Origin of the sequence: Campylobacter sp. W0066.1, from assembly GCF_024723635.1 — a bacterium.
Lineage (GTDB): Bacteria > Campylobacterota > Campylobacteria > Campylobacterales > Campylobacteraceae > Campylobacter_D > Campylobacter_D lari_C.
Genome location: NZ_JANQCW010000022.1, coordinates 1 through 18,606, shown reverse-complemented (window position 1 = coordinate 18,606; position 18,606 = coordinate 1). Strand labels below are relative to the sequence as shown.

Annotated in this window: 18 protein-coding genes; 13 read left to right on the top strand and 5 right to left on the bottom strand. The window is 30.6% G+C overall.

Annotation, left to right across the window (positions count from 1 at the left end; genetic code table 11):
* Positions 1-66: 66 nt before the first annotated feature.
* From CAMP18497_RS07715 to lepA, 10 genes are read left to right on the top strand one after another with little or no spacing between them, the layout of a single operon-like run.
* Positions 67-504: a c-type cytochrome gene (locus tag CAMP18497_RS07715; RefSeq protein ID WP_115645863.1), complete on the top strand. Its 438-nt coding sequence runs from the start codon at positions 67-69 to the stop codon at positions 502-504.
* A 16-nt stretch (positions 505-520) separates the two neighbouring features.
* The gene (locus CAMP18497_RS07710; protein WP_258108262.1) at positions 521-1,633 is read left to right on the top strand and encodes an ABC transporter substrate-binding protein; all 1,113 of its coding nucleotides are present in this window, start codon (positions 521-523) and stop codon (positions 1,631-1,633) included.
* 11 nt (positions 1,634-1,644) lie between these two features.
* Positions 1,645-2,760, top strand: coding sequence for an ABC transporter substrate-binding protein (locus CAMP18497_RS07705; protein WP_337213598.1), 1,116 nt, complete (start codon positions 1,645-1,647; stop codon positions 2,758-2,760).
* A 20-nt stretch (positions 2,761-2,780) separates the two neighbouring features.
* On the top strand, positions 2,781-3,677 hold the full coding sequence (locus CAMP18497_RS07700; RefSeq protein ID WP_039628648.1) for a branched-chain amino acid ABC transporter permease: 897 nt from the start codon (positions 2,781-2,783) through the stop codon (positions 3,675-3,677).
* 1 nt (position 3,678) lies between these two features.
* Positions 3,679-4,710 carry a branched-chain amino acid ABC transporter permease gene (locus CAMP18497_RS07695; RefSeq protein WP_337213596.1) on the top strand — a complete coding sequence of 344 codons (1,032 nt, stop codon included), beginning with the start codon at positions 3,679-3,681 and terminating at the stop codon, positions 4,708-4,710.
* Positions 4,707-5,477 (top strand): ABC transporter ATP-binding protein, encoded by a 771-nt coding sequence (locus CAMP18497_RS07690; RefSeq protein WP_337213594.1) that lies wholly within the window; start codon positions 4,707-4,709, stop codon positions 5,475-5,477. Before CAMP18497_RS07695 ends, CAMP18497_RS07690 begins: the two co-directional genes overlap by 4 nt.
* Positions 5,464-6,159, top strand: a complete 696-nt coding sequence (locus tag CAMP18497_RS07685; RefSeq protein WP_039618807.1) for a high-affinity branched-chain amino acid transporter, ATP-binding protein — start codon at positions 5,464-5,466, stop codon at positions 6,157-6,159. The genes CAMP18497_RS07690 and CAMP18497_RS07685 overlap by 14 nt, the downstream gene beginning before the upstream one ends.
* Positions 6,160-6,162: 3 nt before the next feature.
* Positions 6,163-9,393 carry a c-type cytochrome biogenesis protein CcsB gene (gene ccsB, locus CAMP18497_RS07680; protein ID WP_337213592.1) on the top strand — a complete coding sequence of 1,077 codons (3,231 nt, stop codon included), beginning with the start codon at positions 6,163-6,165 and terminating at the stop codon, positions 9,391-9,393.
* A gap of 12 nt (positions 9,394-9,405) precedes the next feature.
* A complete protein-coding gene (locus tag CAMP18497_RS07675) occupies positions 9,406-9,831 on the top strand; it encodes a hypothetical protein (RefSeq protein WP_263675657.1) in 426 nt (141 codons plus the stop codon).
* Between the two features lie 9 nt (positions 9,832-9,840).
* Positions 9,841-11,631: a translation elongation factor 4 gene (gene lepA, locus CAMP18497_RS07670; RefSeq protein ID WP_214098856.1), complete on the top strand. Its 1,791-nt coding sequence runs from the start codon at positions 9,841-9,843 to the stop codon at positions 11,629-11,631.
* Positions 11,632-11,660: 29 nt separating this feature from the next.
* On the opposite strand, the gene CAMP18497_RS07665 is transcribed toward lepA, so the two are convergent.
* Positions 11,661-12,281, bottom strand: a complete 621-nt coding sequence (locus CAMP18497_RS07665) for a hypothetical protein (RefSeq protein ID WP_337213589.1) — start codon at positions 12,279-12,281, stop codon at positions 11,661-11,663.
* A 273-nt stretch (positions 12,282-12,554) separates the two neighbouring features.
* Between CAMP18497_RS07665 and CAMP18497_RS07660 the strand changes: the two genes are divergently transcribed.
* Positions 12,555-13,883, top strand: coding sequence for an MATE family efflux transporter (locus tag CAMP18497_RS07660; RefSeq protein ID WP_337213608.1), 1,329 nt, complete (start codon positions 12,555-12,557; stop codon positions 13,881-13,883).
* Here the strand turns inward: CAMP18497_RS07660 and CAMP18497_RS07655 are convergent.
* Genes CAMP18497_RS07655 through thiD form a run of 4 tightly spaced genes read right to left on the bottom strand, consistent with a single transcriptional unit; the run spans position 13,864 to position 16,712 of the window.
* The gene (locus CAMP18497_RS07655) at positions 13,864-14,505 is read right to left on the bottom strand and encodes a uroporphyrinogen-III synthase (protein WP_337213606.1); all 642 of its coding nucleotides are present in this window, start codon (positions 14,503-14,505) and stop codon (positions 13,864-13,866) included. The genes CAMP18497_RS07660 and CAMP18497_RS07655 overlap by 20 nt on opposite strands.
* Positions 14,502-15,128, bottom strand: coding sequence for a thiamine phosphate synthase (gene thiE, locus CAMP18497_RS07650; protein WP_337213587.1), 627 nt, complete (start codon positions 15,126-15,128; stop codon positions 14,502-14,504). The genes CAMP18497_RS07655 and thiE overlap by 4 nt, the downstream gene beginning before the upstream one ends.
* Entirely contained in the window at positions 15,115-15,897 is a 783-nt protein-coding gene (gene thiM / locus CAMP18497_RS07645; protein WP_337213585.1) for a hydroxyethylthiazole kinase, read from the bottom strand. Before thiM ends, thiE begins: the two co-directional genes overlap by 14 nt.
* Before the next feature lie 2 nt (positions 15,898-15,899).
* Complete coding sequence (gene thiD, locus CAMP18497_RS07640) at positions 15,900-16,712, bottom strand: bifunctional hydroxymethylpyrimidine kinase/phosphomethylpyrimidine kinase (protein ID WP_442867800.1); 813 nt, start codon at positions 16,710-16,712, stop codon at positions 15,900-15,902.
* 205 nt (positions 16,713-16,917) lie between these two features.
* Between thiD and CAMP18497_RS07635 the strand changes: the two genes are divergently transcribed.
* On the top strand, positions 16,918-17,385 hold the full coding sequence (locus CAMP18497_RS07635; protein WP_337213583.1) for a low molecular weight protein-tyrosine-phosphatase: 468 nt from the start codon (positions 16,918-16,920) through the stop codon (positions 17,383-17,385).
* A 45-nt stretch (positions 17,386-17,430) separates the two neighbouring features.
* A partial coding sequence (locus tag CAMP18497_RS07630) for a hypothetical protein (RefSeq protein WP_337213581.1) occupies positions 17,431-18,606 on the top strand: 1,176 nt, incomplete at its 3' end.

Genomic DNA, 18,606 nt, shown 5'->3' with positions numbered 1-18,606 from the left:
GGAGTAAAATTGTTTATTTTTTTTAGATATAATCGAGCTTTATTTATATTTAAAAAAGGCATATTTATGTTACGCTTGTTTATTGTAAGTATTTTATTTGTCAATTCACTATTAGCTTTTAATGTAAAATCTTTATTTACTTATACTTTTAATGATAACATTAGCTATGACTTAGAAAAAGCTAAAGAAATTTATTTTAAAAACAAATGCAATACTTGCCATGGAGAAAATGGAGAAAAAAATTCTTATGGTAAAAGAGCCATTAAAGACTTAAGCCCAGAAGAGATCAAGGGCGCTTTAAAAGACTATGCTAATGGATATTTCAAAAATCAATCAAGCGATAATATCCAAATGAGCTTGTATGCTAAAAAGCTAAGCGGGAGTGATATGGATCACATTATTGCTTATTTGAAAGGACAAAATTTTTCTATAGAGCTTAATCAAAAAGATCTTTTAGAAGAAGAGCCAGCACCAAAAACCAAACACAATACATTTTTAAAATAACAAAAAAGGAGTTTTCATGAAAAAAAATCTACTGCTAGCTAGCTTACTTTGTGCTAGTTCAATTTATGCTGCAGAAGTAAAAATAGGCATTGTTTTACCACTTACTGGTACTTTGGCAGCTTATGGCAATGATGTATATGAGGGCATTAAACTAGCTAATACTTTAAACCCGAATTTAAAAAATGGAGATAGTGTTAAAATCATAGCTATTGACACAAAAGGCGATAAAATAGAAGCAGCAAATGCCACTACTAGACTTATCTCTCAAGATAAAGTTTTAGGCCTTATAGGTGAGGCTGTTACACCAAATACTATGCAAGTTTTATCTATAGCCGAAGAAAGAAAAATTCCTGCTATAGCTCCGGTTGCTTCAGGTGATAAGCTTTTAGATAAAAAAAGCTATGCTAGCAGAGTTTGCTTTATGGATAGTTTTCAAGGAGATAAATTTGCTAACTATGCCTATAAAGATTTAAATTTAAAAAGCGTGGTTGTGATAGTTGATCAAAGCAATGTATATTCATTAGGTTTGGCAAGAGCTTTTGAAAAAGAATTTAAACAAAATGGTGGAAAAGTACTTAAAAAATTAACCATTTCTTCAGGTGATAAGGACTTTAAAGCTATTGTTTCACAACTTAAAAGTATCAACCCTGATTTTGTTTATATGCCAATTTACCACCCAGAAGCCGCTTTAATAGCAAGACAAGCAAAAGCGGTTGGCTTTAACAAGCTTTTAAGTGCAGGCGATGGAGTAAATAATAAAACCTTTATCGAACTTGGTGGTGATGCTGTAAATGGAGTAATCTTTACCGATAGTTTTGATTATAACAATCCTTCGACAACCCTTTCTAAAAAATTTATTGAAGCTTATGAAAAAGATCATGGCACAAAAGAACTTCCAGCATTTTCTGCTATGGGAGCTGATGCGTATTATGTAATGGTAAATGCCATGAATGAATGTGCGAATAATCTTAACGCACAATGCATTAATGAAAAAATTCATTCAACAAATAATTTTGAAGGCGTGGGTGGCGTTATAAGCATAGACGCTAGTGGTAATGCAAGTCGTTCTGTAGTTATAAAAGAAATACAAGAACAAAAACAAGTTTATAAAACTATTATCAATCCTTGAAAGGTTAAACTATGAAAAAAATTAGCATAGCTATATTGTCTATTATAGCTAGTAATATCATACAAGCAAAAGAAATTAACATCGGCGTAGTTTTACCTCTAACAGGCTCTACTGCAGCTTATGGGCAAAGTGCTTTAGATGGAGTGAAAATTGCAAATTCTATAAAAAACACTTTAAGCAATGGAGATAAAGTAAATTTAGTAGTAGTTGATACAAAAGGCGATAAAATAGAAAGTGCAAATGCTAGTACAAGACTAGTTTCACAAAACAAAGCGTATGCACTAATTGGAGAAATGCTAACAGCTAATACTTTGCAAGTGATAAGAATTGGCGAGGAAAAAAAGATCCCAGTGGTTGCTCCTGCAGCTACTGCTGATAAAATTTTAAATAAAAAATTATACGCTAGCAGAGTTTGTTTTATGGATAGTTTCCAAGGCTCATCTTTAGCTAATTATGTAAAAAATAAGCTAAATTATACCAAAGCTGTGATAATTAGCGATCAAAGCGCGGATTATTCTTTAGGTTTAACTAGAGCCTTTGAAAAAGAATTTAGCAAGCAAGGTGGAAAAATTTTAGATAAATTTAGAATTACAGCAGGCGATAAAGACTTCAAAGCTATTCTTTCTCAAGTTAAAAATTTAAAACCTGATTTTATTTATCTTCCGGTATATTACACCGAGGCTTCTTTGTTTGCACGCCAAGCAAAAGCAATGGGTATAAATATCCCTATGGGTTCAGCAGATGGGGTGGCTGATGAAACTTTTATTAATCTAGCTCAAGAAGCAGCTGAAGGATATTTATTTACCGATAGCTTTGATTATCACAATCCCCCAACACAACTTTCAAAAGACTTTATATTAGCTTATGAAAAAGAAAAACAAAGCAAAGAAGTTCCAAATTTCACAGCTATGGGCGCAGATGCGTATTTTGTGATTTTTGAAGCTATGCAAAAATGTATTAATGATTTTAACAGTGAATGTATCAATAACAATATCCACACTACTTCAAAATTTGAAGGTGTTAGCGGAGTAATTAGCATTGATAAAACAGGCAATGCTACGCGTTCAATTGTTATAAAATCAATAGAAAATCAAAAGCAAATTTATAAAGATACGATTTTTCCGTAAATAAAATTTTAAGAGGTTCAATGGATAGTTCTTTAATTTTACAGCAAATTATAAATGGTTTTAGCTTAGGTAGCATGTATGCACTTATTGCTATAGGCTATACAATGGTCTATGGTGTTTTAAGATTGATTAATTTTGCACATGGTGACATCATGATGGTAGGTGCATACTCGGCTTTATTTTGTGTTACAAGTATGAATGTGCCATTTTTAGGAGCTCTTTCTTTGGCTATGTTATTTGCAGCAGCTTTAGGTATTGCTATTGACAGAGTAGCTTATAAACCTTTAAGAAAAGCGCCTAGAATTTCATTACTTATCACAGCTATAGGTATAAGCTTTTTAATACAAAATGTATTTAATGTCTTATTTGGTTCAACGCCAAAATATTTTCCTGTGCCAAGTTATCTTGAAACAGTGATTAATTTTAATAATATCAGCATTAGTATTAATAGTATTTTAGTGCCTATTTTGACATTTTTTATACTATTAGTGGTTTTATTCATACTTTATAAAAGCAAATATGGCATTGCTATTAGAGCTTTAGCTTTTGATATTCACACTGTAAATTTAATGGGAATTGACGCAAATCGTATTATTGCCATTGTGTTTGCATTGGGCTCGGCTTTAGCTGCTATTGGTGGTATTTTTTGGGCTGTTAGTTATCCTTCTGTTGAACCTAGTATGGGAACTCTTATAGGACTTAAGGCATTTGGCGCTGCTGTTTTAGGTGGTATTGGTTCGGTTGCTGGAGCGGTTTTAGGTGGTTTGATTATAGGATTTACAGAAGTTGTTGTAGTTGCTATTTTCCCTGATCTTTCTGGTTTTAAAGATGCTTTTGCGTTTATCTTTTTAGTATTGATTTTACTTTTTAAACCAACCGGAATTTTAGGTATTAATTTTGAAAAAAGTAGGTTTTAAGATGGTTGCAAGAAAAATTACACATTTAAGTTTTTTTATCATAGCACTTGCTTTTCTTTTTATATCTCCTTATTTTTTCAATGATTATAAAATAGGAATTTTAAGCAATATTGCTATTTTTGTTATCTTGGCAGTAAGCTATAATCTTATCAATGGGGTTACAGGACAATTTTCACTAGAACCAAATGGCTTTGTAGCTATAGGGGCTTATGTTGCAGCTTTAGTTTTACTTACAAGTGAAAGCAAAATCGACCAGTTTTCTTTAGAAGATCCAAGTAGCTTTATTTTGATGATTCATTTACCAAGTTTTATTGTGGCTTTACTCGCTGCTGGACTTTGTGCTATGCTTTTATCTTTAGTTTTGGCCTTTGCAGTATTTAGAGTTAGAGGGGATTATTTAGCTATTGTAACACTAGGTTTTGGTATTATCATCAAACTTATGGCGATTAACTTTGCTTCTGTTACAAATGGTTCTTTAGGTTTAAATGACATTCCTAAACATACCACCTTATACTGGAGTGGTGGGATTGCTATATTTTCTGTTATTATCATCTTAAATATTGTTAGTTCAAAATTTGGTAGAGCTATGAAAGCCGTAAGAGATGATGAGGATGCAGCATTAGCAATGGGTATAAACACCTTTAATATCAAAACCCTAGCCTTTAGCACTTCAGCATTTTTAGAAGGTGTCGGCGGAGGCTTGCTTGCTTGTGCGCTAGCTTCAGTTTCACCTGAGCAATTTGACTTTTTATTTACCTTCCAACTTTTAATCATCATTGTTTTAGGTGGTTTGGGTTCAACTACCGGTGCTATCATCGGAGCTATTTTGGTAATAGGCGGAAGTGAGTATTTAAGATTTTTAGATGAAAGTATGAATATTTTTGGCTATGAAACTCCTGCTATGCCTGGTCTTAGAATGGTTGTATTTTCTGTTATATTAATTTTAGTAATGCTTTTTGCAAGAAGAGGAATAATGGGCGATAAAGAACTAACAGATATTTTATTTAAGTTTTCTAAAAGGAAGAAGAAATGATTTTAGAACTTAAAGAAATTCATAAAAATTTTGGCGGAGTTAACGCTATAACAAATACTTCTTTTGCTATTAGAGAAAGTGAAATTTTTGGGCTTATAGGTCCAAATGGCGCAGGTAAAACCACTCTATTTAATATTATCACAGGAAATTATAAGCCAAGTAGCGGGGAAGTCTTTTTTCTAGGAAAAAAAATTGATTATTTAAAACCACACAAAATAGTTCATCTAGGCATAGCAAGAACTTTTCAAAACATCAGACTTTTTTCAAGCATGAGTGTTTTAGAAAATGTATTGATTGGTTTTGATAAGAGCATTAAATATAATATTTTTGAAGCTTTTTTACACCTTGGAAGATTTTCCAAAGCAGAAAAAAGTGCAAAAAAAGCAGCTTATGAAATTTTAGAACAGCTCAATATCGCTCATTTGGCTGATGAAAAAGCTACTAGTTTAAGTTATGGTCAGCAAAGAAAAGTTGAAATAGCAAGAGCTTTGGCAACAAATCCTAAGCTTTTATTACTAGATGAACCCGCAGCAGGTATGAATTCTACAGAAAGCGATGATTTAGCTGAGTTAATTTTTAACATAAGAGATAACAAAAAAATTAGTGTTTTGCTTATAGAGCATGATATGAAATTTGTAAATAAACTTTGCGATAGGGTTATGGTGCTTGATTATGGTAGAACTATTTTTGAGGGAAAACCAAACGATGCGGTACAAAACCCTGAAGTAATTAGTGCGTATTTGGGAGATTTTAATGCTAGTAGTTAAAGATTTACATGTTTATTATGGCTTAATAGAGGCTGTTAAAGGTATTGATTTTACTATAAAAACAGGAAGTATAGTTAGCTTAATAGGCTCAAATGGCGCAGGAAAAACCTCAACACTTAATGCTATGCTAAATTGTGTTAAAAAAACCGGCGAGGTAACCTTTTTAGGCTATGATACTCAAAGACACTTACCGCACACTCTAGTTCAAAAAGGTATCGCCTTAGTACCTGAAGGAAGAAGGGTTTTTATCAATCTCACTATAGAAGAAAATTTAAAAATTGGTGCTTTTAATAATGCAGAAAATTACGAGCATTTAAAAAATCAAATGTATAGACTTTTCCCAAGATTAAAAGATAAAAAAAATGCCCTTGCAGGAACTCTAAGTGGCGGAGAAGCTCAAATGCTAGCTATCTCAAGAGCGCTTATGAGTGAGCCAAAACTTTTAATGCTCGATGAGCCCTCATTAGGTCTTGCTCCAAAAATAGTTGGAGAGGTTTTTGATATTATAGTCAAATTAAAAGAAGAAGGAATTACTATTTTATTAGTAGAGCAAAATGCATTTTCAGCTTTAAAAATCAGCGATTATGCTTATGTTTTAGAAAATGGCAAAATCGCTATGCATGCACCTGCAAAAGATCTTATCGGTAATGATGAGATTAGAAAAAAATACCTTGGAGCTTAATTCATGAAAAAACAACTTTTAGCTTTTGGGGATATAAAAATTTCTATTTTTTTATTTTTAATTTTTGCCCTATTTTGCGCCCTAGCTACTTTCATAGAAAGTGCTTATAATACGCCAACAGCTTGGGCGATGATCTATGGCTCTTCTTGGTTTGGTTTTATACAACTCATACTAGGAATCAATCTTTCAGCAGCTCTTTTTAAATACAAAATGTTTAATAAGAAAAAAATACCACTTTTAATCTTTCATATCTCATTTTTATTTATATTACTAGGCTCAGCTATGACTAGATATATGGGATTTGAAGGAAATTTACACATTAGAGAAAATGAAAAAAACAACATCATTGAAACTTCAAAAAGTTATATTTACATAGCAACCTTAAAAGATGATAAAGTATATAGTGCTTCAAAATCTGAATATATTGCAACCCTACCTTTTGTAAATGATTTTTCATTTGATTTAATCTTGCCTGATGAAAAAGCCCAAATTGCATATGAAAATTTAATCTTAGATGCAAAAGAAATTTATATTGATGATAACAATTCTGCTCCACTTTTATCTTTAATGCTTTCACAAAATAACGAGTCTAAAGAATTGCTTTTTCAAGCAGGAGATATTGAAAATATCAACGGTGTTAATATAGCGTTTTTAAATGACTCTGTTCCAAGTCCTTATATAAAAATCGATAAAGACTTAAAACTTAGTGCTGATTTTGATTTAAAATACATGTCAATGAGTGATGGAAAAGAAAATATTTTAAAAGCAAATCAAAAAGCACAAGCTAAAGATTTAAGATTGTATTCTTTTAATGATATTAATTTAGTGGTTAAATTTGCTTCCTTGCATGGTAAAAAAACTTTAGAAGGTATCAATCAAGCTCAAGATGAAAGCTTTTTTACTTGGTTTAAAAATAGTTGGATAGAGCTAGGACGTAATGCTTTGATTTCTTTATTTGGCGAGGCAAAATACTGGAATAATTCTTTATTAAATAATTTCAAAGATTTTGCACAAAGCACTAAATATATGCCAACTCAACTTTCAGAAAATGCTATTAATGCTTTAAAATTAAAACTAAGCTACAAAGGAGAATCCAAAGAAGTTTTCCTAGTAGAATACAACTCACCTATTCGCATTGATGTAGCAGGCCAACCTTTCTTTTTAAGATGGGGTCCTAAAGGAATAGAAATGCCATTTGAAATGTACTTAAAAGACTTTGAATTAGAGCGTTATCCTGGTTCGATGTCGCCTATGTCTTATGCAAGTTATGTAGAAATTGACAATGCTGATAAGAAACTAGAATATAAAATTTTCATGAATAATGTTTTAGATTATCAAGGTTATAGATTTTATCAAAGCTCATATGATCAAGATGAGCTTGGTACCATACTTTCAGTTAATAAAGATCCGGGTAAAATTCCTACATATATAGGATATTTTTTACTCACATTAGGAATGTTTTTAAATATTTTAAATCCTCATTCAAGATTTAGAACCTTAGCTAAATTAATCAATCAAGACACCCTAAAAAAAACAAGTGCTATTTTGGCTTTTATATTAGTTTTATTTGCAGGCCAAAATACTTACGCAAATGAGCCTATCAAGGTAGATGAAGCGCATGCAAAAGAACTTGCTTCTTTAGTAGTGCAAAAGCCTGATGGCAGAATGGTGCCTTTTAATACTTTAGCCATGGAAGTTTTAGAAAAAATATACAAAAACACAACCTTTCAAGGACAAAGCGCTGAAGCAACAATCATATCAATGATTTTTGATGGTAGCACATGGTATGATAAAGATATTATATTTATGCCAACAAGTCGCTTGGTTAATGAAGAAATTTCTAAAATTTTAGAAATTGAACCTAGAGCCTATACTAGTTTTAAAGATTTTTTCACTACAGATTCATATAAACTACAAAAATATGTAGAAAATGCTAATAGAAAAAATCCAAATCGTAGAAGTGTTTTTGATAAAGAAATCATCAAACTTGATGAAAGGGTTAATATTGTAAATTTAATTTTCTCAGGCGATATTTTTAGATTTATTCCTTTACAAAATAGCACCAACAATCAATGGGTAGCACCGCGTGAAGCTTATATAGGTTTAAAAGGCGCAGAAGGTGCGGAGGTTAAAAGTATTTTAGAAAACTATTTCAATGCAGTTAGTAACTCTATTGCGCACAATAACTGGGATGAAGCAACTAAAAACTTATACATCATCAAAAACTATCAAGAAAAATATGGCCATGAAGTTATGCCTAGTGCTAAAAAAATTAGCACGGAAATCTTTTTTAATAAAAGTCAAATTTTTGTAAATCTTGCTCCGCTTTATTTATGTGCTGGATTTTTACTTTTGATTATAGTTTTTGTTAAGATGCTATTACCAAAAATTCGCATTGATTTTATCTTTAAATGTGTTTATGTATTTAACATTGTAGCATTTTTCATCCATACTCTAGGCTTAGCTTTGCGTTGGTATATAGCAGGTCGCGCGCCATGGAGTAATGCCTATGAGAGCATGGTTTATATAGCTTGGGCTTTATCATTATCTGGAATTTTCTTTTCTAGAAAAAGCCCTATTGCACTTTCTTTAACTTCTATTTTAGCAGGGGTTACTTTAGGTGTAGCTCATCTTAGCCAAATGGATCCACAAATTACCAACTTAGTTCCTGTGTTGCAATCATACTGGCTAACTATACATGTTTCAGTTATTACTGCTAGCTATGGATTTTTAGGACTATGTGCATTATTAGGTATATTTGTACTTGTTTTATTATGTATGCTAAAAATCAATGGTAAGCATAATGAAAATATTTTAAGAAATATTACAGAAGCAACAAGAATTAATGAAATGGCTATGATCTTAGGACTTTGCTTGCTTACAGTTGGAAATTTCTTAGGTGCTATATGGGCAAATGAAAGCTGGGGAAGATATTGGAGTTGGGATTCTAAGGAAACTTGGGCTTTAATTAGTATTTTAGTCTATGCAGCTATTTTACACATTAGAATGGTACCAAAATGGGCAAATCAATACACTTTTGCAGTTTGCTCTATGTTTGCATACTGGGTAATTATTATGACTTATTTTGGAGTAAATTACTTTTTAACTGGTATGCACTCTTATGCAGCAGGAGATTCTGTAAAAATTCCTGATTATGTATACTGGGGCTTTTTATTTATGGTAGCATTAAGCATAGTAAGTTATTTCAAAAGAACTTATGCAAAAAAATTATAGGAAAGTTTATAAATGAATAATTCTCTTTTTATATTTTTAATTGTAGCTTTAGTTATTGTTATCATACTTGGTATTCTTTTGGTTTTATTTTTTACCCATAAAGATAAACAACCCAACAAAACCAATGCAACCAAAGCTCCAAAAATAAGCAATATAGAAGATTTTATATCCAAGGCTAATGGGGCAAAAAATTCCCAAGAAATTCAAGCTTTAATCTTGCAATTTTTAAATTCACAAAAATTTGGCTCTAATCCAAAAGATAGCGCCACTAAAAGAAAACTTGATTTCATTAGTGCTATTTCAGCTAATGCTAATGCTACTCCTAAAAATATTTCTTTTTTAAATAACGAACTAAAAAAGCGCTATAAAGCTTTAAAAAAAGAAATAGATGCTTATGAGCAAATAGGTCTAGCGAAAAGAAAAATGAGACAATCTTAAGGTTTTTTGATGAAAAATATTAGAAATTTCTCTATCATAGCTCATATTGATCATGGAAAAAGTACACTAGCTGATAGAATTATTAGTGAATGCGGTGCAATTAGCGACAGACAAATGAGCGCCCAAGTAATGGATACTATGGATATAGAAAAAGAGCGTGGTATAACTATAAAAGCTCAATCTGTGCGTTTAAATTATAAACTCAATAACGAAGAATATGTATTAAATTTGATAGACACTCCAGGCCATGTTGATTTTTCCTATGAAGTAAGTCGTTCTTTAGCAAGTTGTGAAGGAGCTTTACTTGTCGTTGATGCTTCACAAGGAGTAGAAGCTCAAACTATAGCCAATGTTTATATAGCTTTAGAAAATGATCTTGAAATCATACCAGTGATAAATAAAATAGATCTTCCTTCAGCTGATATAGAAAAAGTTAAGCACGAAATAGAACATATTATAGGAATTGATTGCTCTAATGCAATTTGTGTTAGCGCAAAAACAGGTGTAGGTATAAAAGAACTCATAGAAACCATCATCACAAAAATTCCTGCACCAAAAACCGATGATGAAGCACCCACCAAAGCTTTAATCTATGATTCTTGGTTTGATAACTATCTTGGAGCTTTGGCTTTAGTTAGAATTTATGAGGGAAATATAGCTAAAAATGATGAAGTTTTAGTTATGAGTACAGATAAAAAACATCTTGTGCAAGATCTTTTTTACCCTCATCCATTAAGCCCTATAAAAACCAAAAAATTAGAATCAGGTGAAGTAGGTGTTATCGTGCTTGGACTTAAAAATGTTGCTGATGTTCAAGTGGGCGATACCATAACACTAACTAAAAACAAAGCAAAAGAAGCCATTGGTGGTTTTGAAAAAGCTAAAGCTTTTGTTTTTGCAGGGTTATACCCTATAGAAACAGATAAATTTGAAGATTTAAGAGATGCTTTAGATAAATTAAAACTCAACGATAGTTCTATTACCTATGAACCTGAGACATCTCTAGCTTTAGGGTTTGGTTTTAGGGTTGGTTTTTTAGGTCTTTTGCATATGGAGGTTATTAAAGAAAGACTTGAGCGTGAGTTTAACCTTGATTTGATTGCTACTGCTCCAACTGTTACTTATGAAATTTATCAAACTGATGGAGAAGTTTTAAAAATTCAAAATCCAAGCGAACTACCTCCGGTAAATAAAATCGATCACATAAAAGAGCCTTATGTAAAAGCAACCATTATAACTCCAAGTGAGTATTTAGGAAATTTAATCACTCTTTTAAATCGCAAACGCGGTATGCAAGTTAAGATGGATTATATTACCCCTGAGCGTGTTTTACTTGAGTATGATATACCTTTAAATGAAATCGTTATGGACTTTTACGATAAACTCAAATCACTCACTAAAGGCTATGCTAGTTTTGATTATGAGCCTATTGAATTTAGAGTGGGTGATCTTGTAAAACTTGATATTAAAGTAGCTGGTGAAAATGTCGATGCGCTAAGCATTATAGTGCCAAATGAAAAGGCGCTAAGCAAAGGTAGAGAACTAGTAAAAGCGATGAAAGAAATCGTCCCAAGACAGCTTTTTGAAGTTGCCATCCAAGCAAGCATAGGTAATAAAATCATCGCAAGAGAAAATGTAAAATCCATGGGTAAAAATGTAACCGCAAAATGCTATGGCGGGGATATTACTAGAAAAAGAAAGCTTCTTGAAAAACAAAAAGAAGGTAAAAAAAGAATGAAAGCTATCGGTAAAGTACATTTACCTCAAGAAGCATTTTTAAGTGTTTTAAAAATAGACTAAATCCCTAGTTTAGAACTAGGGATATAAATTTATGCATTGATATCTAAAGAATTTCCACCCATTTCATTGATTTTTTGAGTTACTTTTTCGATAGCTTTATCAATTGTTTCATAGCTGATATCAGGAAGTTTGCCACCCCACATTTTTTCCGCTTGCGCAAATCCTGCTTTTAGGCCTTCTAAACCTTTTTGAAGTTTTTCCATATCATCACCAGCTCCATTAATAACAAAATCAGCCAATCTTTGAGATGTTTTTGCTACACCAAAATACCCATCTTCCCCAATAAGCTCTTTTGTTTCATCAGCATTTAAACTAAGTATATCTTTGCCTTCATATCCTATAGCTTTAAAATCTACATTTGATAAAATAGCTGTTAAAGAATCCTTAGATTGAGCTCCTTGAAAAATCCCAGCTTGAGTTAAACCATTAGATGAACTCATGCTAAATACTTGTTGCATAAAGCTCATAGCATAAAGTTCTGTTATACCTTTTCCACCTATGCTAGCAAGCTTACTAAGCTTATCCTCGTCAATATCTTTTGTGCTATTAGCACTTTTAGTATTGGCATCTTCAAGTTTTGTATTCAAATTAGCCTTCCTATTGCTAACTTGCGACTCCACTGCCACACGTGAATACGAATTTATTTGCATCCTTGCTCCTTTTTTTGTGGGTTTATAAAAATCGTCTAAAAAAAATTAAAATTTACATTAAGAAATTTATAATTACACTTAGAATACAATAACAAACATTTACTATATTTTTAAAATTTAGGTGATATAAATGTTTTTTAAAGATTTTTTCATAACCATTGTTGATCCGTATTTTAAAGATATTATAGAAGGTATAGAATCTCTTTATTAAATTTATTTTATCTATATAACCATAATTAGTAAAATAATTTTTAATAAGGAAAAGCTATGTCAATACATAATTTTTACACTACATTAAATCCTACTGCACTTTTTATAAAATGCGCTTTGCCAAATATGGCGAGTATGGCTTTTGTTTATCTTTATGTGATTATTGATGGAATTTTTGTTGGAAGATATTTAGGTTCAGATGCGCTTGCTGCTATGAATTTAATGATGCCTTTTATCATGATAAGTTTTGCTTTAGCTGATATGATAGCCATAGGTTCATCAGTGCAAATAGCAATTAATCTAGGTAAAGGAAAAATTGAAAAAGCAAGAGCTATTTTTTCTTTTTGTATAGTTCTTATTTTTGTAATTTCTTGTTTAATGGGAATTTTAGGATTTTTCTTAGCAAAAGCATTAAGTGCTTTTATGGGAGCTGATGAGAATATTCAAAGCTTATCTACTGAATATATGCAAATTTTTGCTATTTTTGCTCCCTTTACTATGCTAGCTTTTGCCATGGATAATTATCTTAGAATCTGTGGAAAAACTTTTTATAGCATGGTAGTTAATGTAGTTACTGCTTTGAGTAATATTTTTCTTGATTGGCTTTTTATAGTGATTTTTGATTGGGGACTTTTTTCAGCAGCTTTAGCAACTTGCATAGGTATGTTTTTAGGAAGCATTTTAGGGATATTACCTTTTGTTTTTAAAGATTTAGTTTTAAAATTTAAAAAGCCAATAATTAAACTACAAATACTAAAAAATATACTCTATAATGGCTCATCTGAATTTTTTTCTAATATTTCTAGTTCTTTTTATACTATCTTAGCTAATGCTTTTTTACTTGAACTTTCTGGAAATACAGCTGTTGCAGCATTTTCTGTGATTTTATATCTTAGCACTTTTGTTTTCATGCTAGTTTTAGCCATGTGCGATGCTATGCAACCTGCATTAAGTTATAATTATGGACACAAAAATATTGCAAGAATTCGAGCTATTTTTAAAAGAATGTTTTTTGCTTCTTGGGGTGTAAGTACAATGGCATTTTTATTTGTTTATTTATTCAACACTTTTATAGCAGATATTTTTAATAAAGATAATAATCAAGATTTTATCCATATAGCACAAAATGCTTTAATATTTTTTTCTTTTTCTTTTTTATTTTCTTGGTTTGGAAAACTTTGCGCTTCATTTTTCACAGCACTTGATAAACCCTTGCTTTCTTTAGGAATTTCTATTACCCAAAGTCTTATTTTTCCATTTATATCCTTATTTATACTAACGCAATTTTTAGGAGTAAATGGAGTTTGGCTAGCTACTTTGGTGGGAGATATTTGTATGATTTTTATTGCTTCATTTTTATTATATAAAACTTTTAAAAATCTAAACTCTTAGCTAATTTCAAACAAGAGTTTAGATCTTGCTCTTTACATATATATAAATTTTTAAAATTACGAAGTTTTAAAGCTGTACTTTGACCTATAACTACAACCTTATCTTCTTTTTCTAATGTAAAAAATTTCAAAAATTGCTCTATGCTTGAAGAAGCGCTAAAGATAAAAACACTTGGATGATATATTTTTAATTCATCTTTTTTAGGCTCTATGGCTATATTTTCATAAACAATTAATTGTTTTAAAAAGATATTTTCTTTTAACAAATACTCATCAAGTCCTGAGCTAATTTTCTTAGCTCTTAAATAAAGACATTTTTTATTTTTAAACTCAGATAAAAATTCACTAGCTAAATTTTTACCATAAGCCTTGCTAGGATATTTGACATTTTTAAAGCCAAGCTCTTTTGCAAAATCAGCACTTTTTTCTCCCACAGCATAAAGTTTAATATCAAAATCAATTTTGCTTTTACTTGACATTAATGCTTTGAGTGCATTCTTAGAGCTAATGATCAAACAATCAAATTCTTTTAAATTAACTTCAAAATCAAGAAATTTAATTTCATTTAATCTTATAGTCTTAACGTCATCAAATTCTTTATCCCCTATAAAATAAATCATTATTTTCCTATAAAAGTTTTATCAAAATTTGATCTTAAATTTAAAGTTGCCATATAAGGATCATTTGCTTGCATTATCGCTCTAACCACAGCTATACCTTGTATATTGCAATCTTTAAGCAAATTTAAATTAGTTTCATCTATCCCACCTATAGCCACAATAGGTAAAGAACTCAAGCTAGTAATTTCTTTTAATCCATCTACACCAAGCACAATACAATCTTGCTTGCTAGGCGTAGCAAAAACAGCCCCTACTCCAAGATAAGTAGCACCTTGAGCATTAACAAGCTCACTTTTATGATTGATCGTAAGTCCTATGATTTTATCTTCACCTAAAAGTTCTCTTGCTTTTTTTAAAGGCATATCCTTTTGACCTATATGCACTCCATTTGCATTAACAGCCATGGCTATATCGATTCTATCATTTATCACAAAAGGTGTGTTGTATTTTTCACATAAGGCTTTAACTTTTAAAGCAAGATTATAAAATTCTAAAGTACTAAGATTTTTTTCCCTAAGTTGTAAAATATCAATCTTAGCTTTCAAAGAAGCTTCTAAAATATTTAAAAACTCACTTTCACTTTTCTCGCCCTTGCTTGCAACAAGATAAATTTTAAATGATTTCATATTTAGCTCTTTTTTTAATTTCTTCATCATTTAAATTACTTAAAGCATCGATTAAATTCACTCTAAAACTACCACTTCCATTAGAAAGCTCTTGAGCGATTTCACTAGCTACACCAAAACTAAGTAAAGCATATAAACTAGCTTGAAATTTATCTTCTAATACTCCTGCAAAAACTCCACACAAAGAAGCACACATACAACCTGCTCCAGTTATTTTAGTAGCCATGATTGAGCCATTATAAACTTTTGCAATGCATTCTTGATTTATAATATAATCAATTTTTCCAGTTATAGCTAAAACACGCTTAGTTTTATAAGAGTATTTTTTGGCTTTTTCTAAAAACTCATCATTAATCACAAAAGTACTATCAACTCCTCTTGCTTTACCATCTAAACCTATAACACTAGCCATTTCAGACGCATTTGCTTTAACAATACTAATACCTTTTAGATTAAGCAATTCAAAATTAATCCCATCTCTTGCCTTACTCACACCCAAAGCAACAGGATCAAAAACTATAGGTTTATTTAATAAAGTATATTCTTTGGTTGCTTTTAGCATGGAATTTGCTATGAGTTGATTAATCGTTCCCGTATTTAACACTAAAGCCGAGCTTATTTTAGCAAAATCAGCTTGTTCTTCATAAAAATCAGCCATAGCAGCACTTGCACCCATTGCTATAGTTACATTTGCACAATCATTAGCTGTAACATAATTAGTAATATGATGAATCAAAGGATTTTTTTCTCTTACTGCTTTGATAATCATTTTTACTCCTTATCATATTGAAAAAAATGATTAGTCGGGCCACAACCTTTTCCAAGTGCTAAGGAATTTAATATAGCTCCATACACATAATCTTTAGCAAGCTTTATAGCTTCATACTTTTCTTTACCTAAGGCAAGATTACTAGCTATAGCTGAACTTAATGTACAACCTGTGCCATGTGTATTTTTTGTATTGATTTTTTCTGCTTTAAAAATACTAAATTCCTTTCCATCATAAAAAACATCATTAGTGTTATCTTTACTATGCCCACCTTTAATCAAAACACTTTTTGCACCTTCTTTGAAAAGCTTTATAGCAGCTTTTTTCATATCCTCTTCATTAAGTATTTTAAAATCACATAAAAATTCAGCTTCAGGTATATTTGGCGTAAGTACATCAGCTAAAGATAAAATTTCATCTTTAAAAAACTGACAATTTTCTAAAGGCATTAAAGCATAACCATTTTTTGCAAACATCACAGGATCTATCACTACATTTTTAGCTTTAAAGCGTAATAAATTTTCTTTTACACAAGTTATAATTTCTTTTGAACCTAGCATTCCAATTTTCACAGCAGCTGGCTCTATGTCTTCATAAACTGCTAACATTTGCTCATCTATTATCTTAGTGGGTATATCAAAGCAAGAAATTACCCTTGCAGTATTTTCAGCCACAACGCTTAAAACTACACTCATACCAAATAAATTATGCGCACTAAAAGTTTTTAAATCAGCTTGTATGCCAGCCCCACCGCTACAATCACTCCCAGCTATAGTTAAGATAGGAATTTTAGTTTTTGTTTTTGCTTGTATCATTTTTATCCTTTTTTATAAAAAAGGAAAGTTTTTGCAAGAATTCAAAGTTTGCATTACCAAACTTCTCAAGGGTCGAAGCATAACTTCCTCTCAGCAAAAGCTCCCCATTAATGAAAAATTATATCTTAGTTTTAATTAATCTTAAAAAATATTTTGAAATACTGCTATAATTTTGAAAAAACTACACAAAAATAAAAGGAAAAATATGACTAAAATTATTTTTGTTTGTTTAGGTAATATCTGTCGTTCTCCCATGGCTGAATTTATTATGAAAGATCTTTTAATAAAAGTAAATTTAAATGATAGATTTATTGTTTCTAGTGCAGGCACTTCAGGTTATCATGATGGAAAGGATATGCATTATAAAACCAAAGCCATGTTAAATAGTAAAAATATCAATTCCAAACCATTTTACAGTCAAAAACTAAGCTTAAAAATGTGTGAAGAAAATGATCTTATTATCGTTATGGATAATTCTAATTATAATGATGTAGTTAAAAATTTTCCAAATTTTAAACACAAAATTCATAAAATCACTTCTTATGCTTTAGAATTAGGATATGATGAAGTTCCTGATCCTTGGTACAGCGGAGATTTTGATGAAACTTACACTATACTTTCAAAAGCATGCTCTAATCTTATTAATAAAAATTTAATATCAAATAAGATATAATTTATCCTAATTTTCTCACAACATAATTATCAAGGAGTTTTTTTAATGTTAAAAAATTTAAAATTGGGGGCAAAAATAGTTTGGATTGTTATTACTGTAGTATTCCTTAGTATATGTATACTTGCAGCAGTAATATCATTTCAATCTTACCGTATTTTACATACAGAAGCAGATAAGTTATTACAATCAAGTGCTTATAGGTATGTTAACGCTGTTAAAGGAGCTACAGAAGGAATCCACACAAGTCTAGTTGGGGCAGAAAATACCTTAGAAGAAATTATTTTTAAAGAAAATAGTTTTAATGAAGAAACTATAGAGCTTATATTAGGAGGAATTTTAGATGCAAATCCTTGGGTAGAATACATATATCTCCATCTTACAGATACTTCAAAATTAAACACAAAAAACCCAAAATTACTTACCAAAAACAACCGATTTTTGATTTTATTACACGATACAGATACTAAAAATAAAGGAAGTATAGAAGTTGTTCAAGCAGATGATAGAATTTTAAACCAAAGAAGTGTAAATGCAGCCTTAAACGAACAAAAAGAAGGTGTTGGTAGACCTCAAAATTTCACTATTAATGGAAAAGAAATTTTAGCTTACAATATGGTAATCCCATTTGTCCACAATGGCAAAACAGTAGGTGCTATAGGAGTGCTAGCAGGGCTAAATTCTTTACAAGAGTTTTTAACAGATCCATCAAGAAGTGTTTTTAAAAATGACCAAAGATTTTTACTTGCTAAAGATGGTTTAGTAGCAACAAATCAAAACAAAAACATTATAGGAAAAAATATCATTGAAATTAATCCACACCCTAGTGCAACTCTAATGCAAGAGCTGCAACAAAAACAACAAAATGTTTTATTTGATTATATATCTTTATCGGGTGCAAAAAATCGTGCCGCAATTGCTAATTTCAATCTATGGAATAACTCACATGATTATTGGTCTATTATAACTTTAGCACCAACTCAATCTATACAAGAGCCAATTAAAGAACTTATCACATCTATAATTATTGTTTCTTTTCTCATAATAGGATTAATAGTCTTAATAATATTTATATATATTAAAAGAACTATTAGTTTGAGAATTATAAACCTACAAAACAATTTATTAAATTTTTTCAAATTTATTAATCATGAAACAAAAGACACCATCTTAAGCAAAGATGTAAAAAGCAATGATGAATTAAGTATTATGGCAAAAGCCATT